At 66.8% G+C, this 12,318-nt stretch carries 11 protein-coding genes; 6 read left to right on the forward strand and 5 right to left on the reverse strand.

Going from position 1 to position 12,318, the window contains the following annotated elements:
* Window positions 1-21: 21 nt before the first annotated feature.
* Together AB0I19_RS05075 and AB0I19_RS05080 are read right to left on the reverse strand one after the other, a co-directional pair.
* On the reverse strand, window positions 22-189 hold the full coding sequence (locus tag AB0I19_RS05075) for a hypothetical protein (RefSeq protein ID WP_166655812.1): 168 nt from the start codon (window positions 187-189) through the stop codon (window positions 22-24).
* A 207-nt stretch (window positions 190-396) separates the two neighbouring features.
* Window positions 397-1,617 (reverse strand): helix-turn-helix domain-containing protein, encoded by a 1,221-nt coding sequence (locus tag AB0I19_RS05080; protein WP_357144621.1) that lies wholly within the window; start codon window positions 1,615-1,617, stop codon window positions 397-399.
* 160 nt (window positions 1,618-1,777) lie between these two features.
* On the opposite strand from AB0I19_RS05080, the gene AB0I19_RS05085 reads away from it, so the two are divergent.
* The 3 genes from AB0I19_RS05085 to AB0I19_RS05095 all read left to right on the forward strand — a co-directional run bounded on the left by AB0I19_RS05085 (window position 1,778) and on the right by AB0I19_RS05095 (window position 6,578).
* On the forward strand, window positions 1,778-3,214 hold the full coding sequence (locus AB0I19_RS05085; RefSeq protein ID WP_357144624.1) for an AMP-binding protein: 1,437 nt from the start codon (window positions 1,778-1,780) through the stop codon (window positions 3,212-3,214).
* Between the two features lie 90 nt (window positions 3,215-3,304).
* Window positions 3,305-5,119: a DUF3556 domain-containing protein gene (locus tag AB0I19_RS05090; protein WP_357144627.1), complete on the forward strand. Its 1,815-nt coding sequence runs from the start codon at window positions 3,305-3,307 to the stop codon at window positions 5,117-5,119.
* Window positions 5,120-5,150: 31 nt separating this feature from the next.
* Window positions 5,151-6,578: an NAD(P)/FAD-dependent oxidoreductase gene (locus tag AB0I19_RS05095; protein ID WP_357144630.1), complete on the forward strand. Its 1,428-nt coding sequence runs from the start codon at window positions 5,151-5,153 to the stop codon at window positions 6,576-6,578.
* A 24-nt stretch (window positions 6,579-6,602) separates the two neighbouring features.
* On the opposite strand, the gene AB0I19_RS05100 is transcribed toward AB0I19_RS05095, so the two are convergent.
* On the reverse strand, window positions 6,603-7,838 hold the full coding sequence (locus tag AB0I19_RS05100; protein WP_357144633.1) for a helix-turn-helix domain-containing protein: 1,236 nt from the start codon (window positions 7,836-7,838) through the stop codon (window positions 6,603-6,605).
* A 352-nt stretch (window positions 7,839-8,190) separates the two neighbouring features.
* On the reverse strand, window positions 8,191-8,562 hold the full coding sequence (locus tag AB0I19_RS05105; protein ID WP_357144636.1) for a hypothetical protein: 372 nt from the start codon (window positions 8,560-8,562) through the stop codon (window positions 8,191-8,193).
* A 36-nt stretch (window positions 8,563-8,598) separates the two neighbouring features.
* Between AB0I19_RS05105 and AB0I19_RS05110 the strand changes: the two genes are divergently transcribed.
* Window positions 8,599-9,222, forward strand: a complete 624-nt coding sequence (locus AB0I19_RS05110; protein ID WP_357144639.1) for a helix-turn-helix domain-containing protein — start codon at window positions 8,599-8,601, stop codon at window positions 9,220-9,222.
* 74 nt (window positions 9,223-9,296) lie between these two features.
* On the opposite strand, the gene AB0I19_RS05115 is transcribed toward AB0I19_RS05110, so the two are convergent.
* Entirely contained in the window at window positions 9,297-10,148 is an 852-nt protein-coding gene (locus tag AB0I19_RS05115; protein WP_357144642.1) for a helix-turn-helix transcriptional regulator, read from the reverse strand.
* Between the two features lie 142 nt (window positions 10,149-10,290).
* Between AB0I19_RS05115 and AB0I19_RS05120 the strand changes: the two genes are divergently transcribed.
* Both AB0I19_RS05120 and sigJ read left to right on the forward strand, forming a co-directional pair.
* Window positions 10,291-11,229, forward strand: coding sequence for an SDR family oxidoreductase (locus AB0I19_RS05120; RefSeq protein WP_357144644.1), 939 nt, complete (start codon window positions 10,291-10,293; stop codon window positions 11,227-11,229).
* 109 nt (window positions 11,230-11,338) lie between these two features.
* Window positions 11,339-12,283, forward strand: coding sequence for an RNA polymerase sigma factor SigJ (gene sigJ, locus AB0I19_RS05125; RefSeq protein ID WP_357144646.1), 945 nt, complete (start codon window positions 11,339-11,341; stop codon window positions 12,281-12,283).
* Window positions 12,284-12,318: the final 35 nt, after the last annotated feature.

The raw sequence follows: 12,318 nt of genomic DNA on the forward strand, positions 1-12,318 counted from the left end.
CCCGCCGCGCGGTTCAGCAGGTCAGAGGCAGAAGCTCACTTCCAGCGGCCCAAGCGGCAGCGGCAGGCAGACCTCGACTGAACCCGAAACAGGTGCGGGCGCGGCGGCGGTGGCGGTGCCTGCGCTCAACGCGGCGGCCGACATGACGAGCGCGGCAACGGCGAGCGGGCGGCTGATTTTGGCGTTCATATGTACTTCCTCGATTGTGCTCGTGAACATCCCATCCTCGGGACATCTCGATCAGATCACGACGACTCCCGAATATCATTCGTCCGGCCGAGGTTTTGACGTTCCCATTCGGCTCGCCGCGCAATCCTCGGAGGAATCCACAACAAATGGTGACGGCTGTTTCCGTCCCTCATCGGGTATGGATGCGGTCGTCGGCACCACGACGGTTCAGGCCCTCGGTAGCCCCAGCTGCGCACAGGCCAACAGCGCCACCTCGATGTCGAGTCGGTGCTCGGTGAGCGGATGCCCGAGCACCTCCTCGGCTTTGCGCACCCGATAGTGCACGGTGTTCTTGTGGACGTGCAGACGCGCGGCGGCATCGGTGTAACTGCCTCGGGCGTCGAGGAATACGCGCACCGTCTCCCGGAGCCTGGCCGCCGTCTCGTCGGTGCCCATCAGTCCGCCGAGCACGCGCGCCGCCCAGGCCTGAACCCGCGCCACGTCGTCGGCCAGCAGCCCGGTCAGCGCCACGTCCGCGTAGGCGAGTACGCCGCGCGATCGGGCGGCCACCGCCACCGAGCGAGCCCGCTGCGCGTCGTGGAAACTCTGCCGGAACCCCGCGAGCCCCGTCGCGGGATCCCCCACGGCCATCGACAGAATCGGTGTCGCGCGCAGCTCCCTGGCCAGCCGCGCGGTGTCGAGGACGGGCCTGCCGGTCGACGCCAGCCACACCCAGCGGGTGTGCTCATCGATGTCGACGGTCATCGGCGAACGGGCCGACACCGCAGCCAGCACCTGGATGCCGGCCCGCAGCACAGGACCCGGGTCGGCGGTCCCCGGCGGTGTCCACAGCAGCACGAACTGGTGCCAGCCGCGCAGCGACGCCGACAGCATCTGCTCCGCGGAGGCCAGATCCAGCTCCTCGGCGTCGAGCACCGCGCGTACCTGGGCGGCGCGGGCGGCGTCGGTGCGCGCGTCCCAGCGGCGTCGCTCCGTGCCGTAGATGTCGATCAGGCCCTCGATCACCTGATCGATGTAGCTGTTGACGAGCTCGGCAATGCGCGCCGCGGCGGCCAGCGCCACTTCGGTGGGCGGCGCCAGCTCGGCCAGCAGCCTGATGGTCCGCTGCACGAACATGTGCTCGCCGAGTCGATAGGCCCGCAGCAGCGCCTCGAGCGACAGATCGTGCTGGGCGAAACGGCGGGCGTACTCGGCGGCGGCGGGCGGCACGGTGATGTCGCCGAGCCCGATGCCGAGCGTGAGCATGTCGATGATGGCGGTGAGGTTCGACTCGGTGCTGGCGACCATGAGTCCGCGGATCTCGTCATCGTGGCGGAACTCCGGGATGGTGTCGGCGAACATCGTGGTCATCGCGGGGGTGAGCCGGTCCAGATCCGCCTTGATCCGGCCCGCCACCTCGCGGACAAGAGCGTCGTAGTCGGGGGCCATGGGCGCCGACACTACCCCGCGTCCACCCGCCCACCAGGCTGTTTGTACCCGTGGCACAACGGGGACTCGCAACGCTGGTCTCCCGGCCCGTAGCCGCCGCCGAGACCGGACCATACGGTGATTGATGTAACTCAGATCACAATCAGCCTCGTGAGGAATCATGCGACAGATCGTCGAATTACCCACCACCCGAGCGGTTTCCGCGCCGGACGCGCCGTGCCTGGCCGACGATACGACCGCGCTGACGAACGCGCAGTTCCGGGACCGGGTGCACGGCGCCGCCTCGGTGCTGCGCCAGGCGGGCGTGCGCGCGGGTGACGTGGTCGCGGTGGTGCTGCCCAACCGCGTCGAACTCGTGGTCGTGTTGTTCGCCGCCTGGCAGCTCGGTGCGGCGGTGACACCGGTGAACCCGGGCCTGACCGACGACGACATCAGCTTTCAGATCGCCGATTCGCGAGCACTGGTGGTCGTCGGTGACCCCGGCCGAGCGGGAACCACCCTCGACGTGGCCGAACTGGCGCATACCGCCGGCCCGGTCGCGGCAGTGGCCCCTCGCGACGGTCTTGCGCTGATCATCTACACCAGCGGTACCACCGGCCGCCCCAAGGGCGTGCTGCTCGGCCACGACAACCTCGCCGCCATGTGCGCGATGGTCATCGGCGCGGTCGGTCTGGACGACACCGACCACAGTCTGCTGATCCTGCCCCTGTTCCACGTCAACGGGATCGTGGTCAGCGTGCTGTCGCCGCTGCTCGCCGGAGGGCACACCACGATTGCCGGGAAGTTCTCCGCGACCGGCTTCTTCGACCTGGTCGAGCGGGTCCGCCCGACCTATTTCTCCGGCGTGCCCGCCATCTACGCCATGCTGGTTGCCCAGCCCGCCGAGCTGTGTCCCGACACCGCCTCGCTGCGGCTGGCGATCTGCGGCGCGGCACCCATGCCCGCAGAACTCGTCGCCCGGTTCGAGGACCGCTTCGGTGTCCCGGTCGTGGAGGGCTACGGGCTGTCCGAGGGCACGTGCGCCTCGACACTGAATCCGGCGTCGGGACAACGCAAGCCGGGCACGGTCGGTCTGCCGCTGCCGGGTCAGACCGTGCAGGTCGTCGACCTCGACGGCGTCGCGCAGCCCGCCGGGGAACGCGGCGAAGTGGTGATCAGCGGACCGAATGTCATGCGCGGCTACCTCGGCAAGCCCGAGGAGACGGCGAAGACGGTGATCGAAGGCCGGCTGCACACCGGTGACATCGGCTATTTCGACCCCGACGGCTATCTGGTCCTGGTCGACCGGATCAAGGACATGATCATCCGTGGTGGGGAGAACCTCTACCCGAAGGAGATCGAGAACGCGCTCTACACCCATCCGTCCGTGCACGAGGCGGCGGTGGTCGGAGCGCCCGATCCGGTGCTCGGGGAGGTGCCGGTCGCGCACGTGGTCACCACCGGCTCCGTGACCGCCGCCGAACTCACCGAGCACTGCCGCACGCGGCTGGCCGCGTTCAAGGTGCCCGCGGCGATCGTGCTCACCACCGAACTGCCGCGCAATCCCGTCGGCAAGATCGACAAGAACCGGCTCCGCGCGGTCACGACGACCGCCTGAACGCCCTCCACCGGAAGGTAATTCGGAATTCGAGGCAATTCCGGTCGCGGTCGCGCGCGCCCGGAACACGACAAGAAAGGCATGAGAACAATGGGGTTCAAAACAGGCGATTTCCCCCCGGTGGATACGGAGACATTTCTCGATCTGCCACTGCGCGACCGTGTGCGCACCCTGGCCCTGCACTGGGTCGAATACGGCTTCGGCACACCGAAGATGATCCATACCGTCTATGTGCTGAAACTGCTGGTGCTCTACATCTTCGGCGGTGTCCTGGTGTCGACGCTGACCTCGGGAACCGGCCCGTTCTGGGACATCGGCGCCTGGTGGGATCAGCCGATCGTCTACCAGAAGCTGGTGGTGTGGACCGTGCTGCTGGAGGCGATCGGCGTGGCCGGGTCCTGGGGTCCGCTGGCGGGCAAATTCAAGCCGATGACCGGTGGCGTGCTGTTCTTCGCCCGGCCCGGAACCATCCGGCTACGACCGTGGCGGCGGGTGCCGTTCACCGCGGGCAACACCCGCACGCCTCTGGATGTCGTGCTGTACCTCGGCTTCCTCGCGACCCTCGGGCTCGCGCTGCTGGCGCCGGGACGTACATCCCAGTCGCTACTGGAACGCCTGCCCGACAACACTTCCGGGCTGATCAGCCCCGCGCTGCTCATCGTCGCGATCGCGCTGTACATCCTGTGCGGGCTGCGGGACAAGACGATCTTCCTGGCCGCGCGTGGTGAGCAATATCTGCCCGCGCTGGTGTTCTTCGCCCTGCTGCCGTTCACCGACATGATCATCGCCGCCAAGCTGCTGATCGTGATCGTGTGGGTCGGTGCCGGGGTGTCGAAGTTCGGCAAGCACTTCGCCAATGTCGTGCCGCCGATGGTGTCCAACAGCCCTTCCGTGCCGTTCCGGTCGGTCAAGCGAGCCCACTACCGCGACTTCCCGCACGACATCCGCCCTTCCAGGCTGGCGGCGTTCATGGCGCATGTCGGCGGCACAACCGTCGAGGTGGTCACCCCGATCGTGCTGCTGTTCTCCACCAACCACTGGCTCACCCTGGCCGGCGTGGCGATGATGGTCGTGTTCCACCTGTTCATCACCTCCACCTTTCCGCTGGCGGTGCCGCTGGAATGGAACATCCTGTTCGCCTACCTGACGGTGTTCCTGTTCCTCGGCTACCCGAACGGCGAAGGGTACGCGGTGTTCGACATGTCCTCGCCGTGGTTGACCCTGGCGATCGTCGCGGGGCTGGCGTTCTTCCCGATCGTCGGGAACCTGCGCCCGGACCTGGTGTCGTTCCTGCCGTCGATGCGTCAGTACGCAGGCAACTGGGCCTCGGCGCTGTGGGCCTTCGCCCCCGGAGCGGAGCAGAAGCTGAACACCATCGAGCACCGGCCCACGGTCAACCAGCTCGAACAGCTCCAGGCCATGGGTTACGACCCGGCCGTCGCCGAGATCACGATGCAGCAGACCATCGGCTGGCGTTCCATGCACAGTCAGGGCCGCGGCCTGTTCTCCCTGCTGTACAAGCACATTCCCGATATCGACCGCTGGACCGTGCGCGAAGCCGAGTTCGCTTGCAACTCGCTGATCGGCTTCAACTTCGGCGACGGGCACCTGCACAATCTCGACCTGATCGAGGCGATCCAGCAACGGGTCGGGTTCGCGCCCGGAGAATGGGTCGTGGTCTGGGTCGAATCGCAGCCCATCCACAAACCCACCCAGGAGTACATGGTGATCGACGCCGCCGTCGGCGTGATCGAGCGCGGCACCTGGCGGGTCGCCGACGCGGTCGAGGCGCTGCCCTGGCTGCCCGGTGGTCCTATCCCCCATCAGGTGACCTGGCGACGCGAAGACGTCGACGCCCCGATCGTGTCGCACCGGCCGGACACCACCGTCCAGCCCGCCGAATAACCCGGAAACCGCAGACAGACAGGACGAGTCGATGAAGACGGCGACAGTGGTCGGCAGCGGCCCCAACGGGCTGGCAGCGGCGATCACCCTGGCCCGGGCGGGCCTGGAAGTGACAGTGCTGGAAGCGGCCGACACCGTCGGCGGCGGCACCCGCTCCCACGAGGCGATCGTGCCCGGCCTGCTGCACGACCACTGCTCGGCCATCCATCCGATGGCCGTCGGCTCGCCCTTCCTGCGCACCGTCGACGTGGAAGGGTACGGATTGCGGTGGGCGCACGCCGAATTGGACTGCGTGCACCCCCTCGACGACGGCACCGCGGGAGTACTGCACCGCTCGGTCCGCGACACCGCCGCCGGACTCGACGCCGACGAGCGACTGTGGCGGAGGCTGTTCGAGGGCCCGGTGGCCGGCTACGACAACACCAGCGCGGACATCATGCGGCCGCTGCTGCACCTCCCCCGGCATCCGATCCGGCTGGCCCGCTTCGGGATTCCCGCGACGCTGCCCGCCACGTTTCTGGCACGGGCCTTCCGCACCGAGCAGGGTCGGGCGCTGTTCGGCGGCGTCGCCGCGCACGCCTTCCACCCGTTGCACCGGCCGCTGAGCGCCAGTATCGGTCTCGGCATCCTCACCGCAGGCCACCGATACGGGTGGGCGGTGGCGGTCGGGGGTTCTCAGCGCATCGCCGACGCCATGGTCGCGGTCCTCGGTGACCACGGCGGCAAGATCGAAACCGGTGTCCCGGTGCGCTCGACGGCGGATCTGCCGCCCTCGGATATCACGATCTGGGATCTCGCGCCGACCGCGGTCGCCGAGATCCTCGGCGACCGGCTACCCGCCCGTGTCGCTCGCGCCTACCGTCGATTCCGTTATGGGCCGGGCGCTTTCAAAGTGGACTTCGCTGTCGAGGGCGGTGTCCCGTGGACCGCGACCGCCGCGCGACGGGCGGGCACGGTGCACCTGGGTGGCGACTTCCCCGAGATCGCCGCATCCGAACGCGACATCCACGCGGGCCGGATGCCCCAGCGCCCCTTCGTCCTGGTCGGTCAGCAGTATCTGGCCGACCCCGGCCGCTCGGTGGGTGACATCCACCCGGTGTGGACCTACGCCCACGTGCCCAACGGCTACACCGGTGACGCCACCGAGGCGATCATCGCCCAACTCGAACGCTTCGCCCCCGGCTTCCGCGACCGGGTGATCGGCATGGCGGTCCACAGCACAGCCGAATTCGCCGCGGGCAACCCGAATTTCGTCGGCGGCAACATCATGACCGGCGCCAAGGACATCACGCAGCTGGTCTTCGGCCCGCGAAAGACCCTCCAGCCCTACGACATCGGCGTGCCCGGCCACTATCTGTGCTCGGCGGCGACGCCACCGGGCCCTGGCGCGCACGGCATGTGTGGCGCGAACGCCGCCCAGCGAGCGCTGCAGAACGCGCACTCCTCACGGCGGCGATGACCAGGGGCGTACGCGGGACGTAGCTCAATCCACCGCGCGTCGGACCGAGTCGAGTCGGTGCACGGTGAGGGCGGCCGCGAGCATGCGGGATTCCCGGGGGACGGTGGGGTCGAGGCCGGTGAGTTCGGCGATGCGGTGCAGTCGGTAGGTGAAGGTGTTGGGATGGACGTGGAGGCGGCGCGAGGCTGTTTTGCGGTCGGCACCGTAGTGCAGATGGGCTTCCAGCGCGTCGAGCAGGTGGGGGCTGGCCAACAACGGAATCACACGTTGCGCCAGTCTCGCTCGGGCGGGTCCCGGACGCGTGAGCTGATATTCCAGCAGCAGATCGTCGAGCCGGTAGCAGCCACCCGGTTTGCCGCGCAGGCGCGCCAATTCGGTCAGTTCGATCGCGTCCTCGGCGGCGGCCGGAATATCCGCACGGCTGATGCCGGGGAGTTCGGCCAGATACACGGTGGCGCCGAATTGCTCCGACAACCGCGCGGCGAGGCGGTCGAACTGCTGGGATTCGAGGGCGCCGGTCTCGGAGCTGTCGCTCACCAACGCGATTCCACTCTTCCCGTCGAAAGTGGCCGGCGTGGTGGTGCCGGTGAGGTCGTCGAGTGCGTGCTGTAGCACCCGGATCCGGCGCCGGGCCACCAGGTTCGCGGCGCTGCCGGTCAGCGACGGTTCGTTCAGGTGTATCGCCAAGACGGTGTAGTGCTCGGCGAGAACCGTGTCCGCGCGTGCCGCGAGTTCCTCGGCGGGCAGGCCACGCACCAGTGCCGAGCACAATTCGCGACGCGCCTCCCGCTCGGCGTGATAGATCGAGCGCTCGACCTCGGTATACGCCTCCACTACCGTCAGATTGATATCGCGGAGCAGATCGAGAAGTCTGCCGAATGCCACCAGGAACTCGTCCATCTCGTCCGGTTCGACCAATTCCGATGCCTCGGCGAGCAACGACTTCGCCGAGGCGTGGATCGCGGCGATCAGCATTCGCAGCGGCAGCCGGTCCTCGGCGTGCCGTTCGGCGACGGGTCCGACGAATACCGCCACCTCCGCCTGACTGAAATCACGACCCGCGGCGATGGCCTCCAAAACCGCACGGCCGCAGGTGAGGATCGTCGGCAGCACCTCCGCGGTGAAGTGGTCGGCGGGTAGGTCGGCGGGAGTGGTCGCACCGAGACCTTCCGCGAGCATGCGCTCGGAGACCTGCGGCCATCGAGCGAGCATGCGGGCGGTCAGAGCGGGTCGCACGGAAACAGGCTTTTCGACGAGCATGCCCCGATTGTGTTCCGAAGACAGGCCGACAGTGGTAGGTCCGGTCGAATACACCCAAACCCTTGCGTCCGCACCAATTTCGTCGCCGCCATCTCGGCGCGCGAGGCAACGAACGTCGCCGACTACAACGTGTTACCACTCGTTATCGTCGCTCAGTGGAGTGACGGCGCAGTCGTGTGCACGGCAAACTTTCGTGACCCTACTCGCGGAGATGCGGCTCATACCAACGATGATCATGTTCGACACCAGTGCCATACCCCTCGCGCCACCCGCGCAGATCTCGCGGGCGACGCAGCGGATCGTCGACGGAGTTCTGCACGCGATTCGCCCGCACAGTGCGCACGGCGATGTCCTACGTGACGAAATACATGCCGTTGTCAGAGAGTGCCTCGAATTGGTGAGCGGTGCGCGCGAACACGATGTACCCGCGGCACTCCGCCCCGCTGCCGCACGGTGGGCGACCACCGGTGTTCCCATCGAAACCGTCCACCGGCTCGTGCGGACAGGATTCCGCGTTCATTTGAACGACCACATCTCGAATCCGCCGTATCGAAAGAATCTCGGCGACGTCACCAAGATCATGGAGGCAATGCACACGGTCGACGCGACGATCTACCGGGTCTACCTCGAGGTCGATCGGTTCGTCTCCGATCACCACGGTCGGCAGGCAGTCGCCCGCGCCCTGCTGAGCGGGCGAAACGCATCCGCGGTTGCCCGTGAACACGGAACATCGCTCACCGAGCGGTACATCGTCTTGTCGGTGGCCGCCCACTCGTCCGGGCAAGGGGCCCTTTCGCCCGGCAACTTCGTCGAGATGCTGGAAGACACTCTCGCACAACCCGTTTCCGCGCTACACAGCACGCTCGGTGGCACCGTCTTGATTCACGGCACGCCGGATACCGAGACCATTCGGCACATGCTCGTGCCGACATCGCTGGTCGTGATCGCGATGGAGGCAGCGCGTGACGACATTCCGGCGGCCACCGAAATCGGCCACGAATTGCTCGACGTCGTGCGCAGACTCCGCAAACGACCGGGCCTCTACCACTTCGACGATCTCGCGGTCGAATATCAGCTGACTCGCCCCGGCCCCGGCCGCGATCGCCTCGAAGCCGCGCTCGATGCGGTTGCGGTAGATCCCGAGCTGGTGGCTACGCTGCGCGTCCATCTGAACAACGGACTGCATCGTCGGCTCACCGCACGTGAGATGCATATCCACGAAAACACCGTCGACTATCGGCTTCGCCGGATCTACCGACTCGCCGGACTCGACCCCCGCAGCCCGGAACTCATCACGAGACTGCGAGCAGCCCTGACCGTGCGCGAGTACATGCAGGCCGCACGTTCCCACCGCGCGGACGAAGCTGACGGGCCAGGCTCCTGATCTGCACCGAGGGGCGCCCCGGCGTGGTGGTTCCATCACCGCCGAAGATCTGTTTCGGGAGGAGCTGTTTGGGTTCAACGCGCCTCGAGAGGCGTGGTCGCACCTATGACGGACAGCAGCTGCAGTTTCTCGTAGCTTTCGCTTCCTGGTACCGCTGTGTAGACGAGCAAAAGATTTGATTGGTCCGGGTCCAGAAGGATTTGGCAGTTCAGTTCCAATGGTCCGACGGTCGGGTGCAGGTATCGCTTGACCGCTCGTGGTTTGATGCCGACTTCGTGGTCTTTCCACAGGGTGCGGAACTGCTCGCTTTCGGTGGTGAGCAACTCCGCGAGATGGGCAGCTTTGGATGTCGGCCCGCGAAGGGCGAGCACGCCTCGAAGACCCGAAACATACATTCTCGACAAGAACTCGTGGTCCTCGGCAGGGTGGATGGCACGGGCCGCTAAATCGGTGAACCATCTGTATCCGATGCTGCGCGAAGGTCCGGTGTATCGAGTCAGGTCGCCTACGAGCGCGACACCGAGCGGAGTCTGGCGCAACGTTTCACCGAGTTCGGTCACGATCTCGGCCGGAGTGTCGTCGGTCAGTCTGTCGAAAATCCGCATCATGCCCGGACTGATGAACTCGCTGTCGCCATCTCGGCTCGGCGGCTGGTGTCCGGCTAGGCGGAAGAGATGATCGCGCTCGTCCCGCGACAAGTGCAGCCCCTGCGCGATGGATGCGATCATCTGCTCGGAGGGCTGCGGACCGCTTGCTCTTTCGAGACGCGCGAAATAGTCCGGGGACATGTGGCACAGCGCCGCGACCTCTTCGCGGCGCAAACCACGAGTTCGACGACGTTTGCCACGCGGGAGACCGACATCTTCGGGCTGCAATGCCTGCCGCCTGCCAAGGAGGAACTCCGCGAGTCCCGGTCGATCGATCATCTGTACATCCTCCCCCTTCTCCGCCCGGACGCGGTCTCTCAGCCACTGATCGTCGAGTCCTGGATAAGTTCCGTAGCGAGCGGAAGGCTTGTCCTGAGGTACCGAAACGGTGCACAACGCAGGTCGACATCAGGAGTAGCCCATGGTGCGCGAAAACTACGACATCGCGATTCCCGACCTTTCCGGAAAACGAGCGGTCGTGACGGGAGCAAGCGATGGCATCGGACTCGGTATCGCGACGATGCTCGCCGGCGCGGGCGCCGAAGTCGTTTTGCCCGTCCGTAATCGCCGCAAAGGCGAAGCGGCCATTGCGAAGATCCGCGAGCAGCACCCTGACGCGATACTTGTTCTGCGCGATATGGACCTGTCTTCCCTGGCGTCGATCGCGGCGCTCGGCGAGCGGTTGCGTGCCGACGGTTCACCGATCCATTTCCTGGTGAACAACGCGGGCGTCATGACCCCGCCCGAACGGCAGGCCACCACCGATGGATTCGAGCTGCAGTTCGGCACCAACCACCTCGGCCATTTCGCATTCACCGGCCACCTCCTACCACTCCTACGCGCCGGTCACGCGCGGGTGACCACGCAATCGAGCGTCGCGGCCCGCAATGCCGAGATCAACTGGGCAGACCTGAACTGGGAACGGAAATACGACGGAATGCGGTCCTACCGACAATCCAAGCTTGCATCTGGGCTGTTCGGGCTCGAACTCAGTCGCCTCAGCCGCGCGAAAGATTGGGGAATCACCAGCAACATCTCTCATCCCGGTGTCGCACCGACAAGCCTCCTCGCAGCGCGCCCGGAAATCGGACGGACCGGCGACACCATGCAGGTACGGATCATCCGCTGGCTTTCGGCACACGGAATCATCGCAGGGACCGTGGACAGCGCGAAACTCCCCGCGCTCATGGCCGCGGTCACTCCTGAGTCGAGAGACGGTGGCTTCTACGGTCCACAATGGCCGGGCCGAGTCGGCGGCCCGCCCGGAGCGCAGAAGCTGTGGAAACCGTTGCGCGACACCGACAGCGCCTCGCGACTGTGGAAGATCTCGGAGGATCTGACCGGCGTTTCGTACGGGTGAGCGGTTGGCTGTGCGACGGTGACGACGACTGCGGCGACGGGAGCGACGAACGCAACTGCCAGTAGCGTCCGAGTTCGCGGACCGGTCCGGGAACCACTAGCTTCGACCCATGTCGGTTGGTGCGCGCGAGCTCGCGGAGTTCGAGAACTCACGGGCGCGTTTGGAGGCGATCGCGTATCGCCTGTTGGGGTCGGCGAGCGATGCCGAGGACGCGGTGCAGGACACCTTCGTGCGCTGGCACGCCGCCGACCACGAATTCGTCGAGACGCCCGCCGCCTGGCTCACGAAGGTGCTCACCAATATCTGCCTCAACCAGCTCACGTCGGCGCGGGTGCGCCGGGAGGCGTATGTGGGCCAGTGGTTGCCCGAGCCGGTCTTCGCCACCGACCCGATGGCGGGCCCGGCCGACACCGTCGAGCAGCGCGAGTCGGTGTCGATGGCCGTCCTCACGCTGATGGAACGGCTCTCGCCGAGGGAACGCGCCGTGTACGTGTTGCGCGAGGCGTTCGGCTACGCGCACAACGAGATCGCCGACATCCTCGATATCACCGAGGCCAACAGCTACCAGATCTACCGGCGCGCCAAACAGCACGTGACCGACGACCGGACCCGCGTGCACGTCGACGAGGCGGCCGCGCGCAAGGTGGTCGAGGAGTTCCTGGCCGCCACGCTCAGCGGCAACACCGCCTCGCTGATCCGGTTGCTGACCGACGACGCGATCAGCGCGGGCGACGGTGGTGGGGTGGTCCCGTCGCTGGACCGGCCGATCACCGGTTCGCTTCAGGTGGCACGGTTCCTGCGCAGGCTGTTCGTGCCGAACGAACACAAGTGGGCGATGATCGGCGGCCGCGCCGACCTGTACGCTGCCGTCGCCAATGGCGTTCCCGCCCTGGTGATCGTGGCCGCCGACCGCATCGTCGCCCTCATCACCTTCGAGGTGACGACCGACGGGATCGTGGCCGTGCACACCCAGGCCAACCCGGCCAAACTCGAGCGCGCAACCCGGCACTGGGCGACCACCCCGCACGCCGACCCACTCCTCACCGGCTGGTGACCTAGCTCACATCACGCTGCTGTCAGGTTTCGCGT

The organism is Nocardia sp. NPDC050413 (genome assembly GCF_040655475.1).
Taxonomy (GTDB): Bacteria; Actinomycetota; Actinomycetes; order Mycobacteriales; family Mycobacteriaceae; genus Nocardia; species Nocardia coubleae.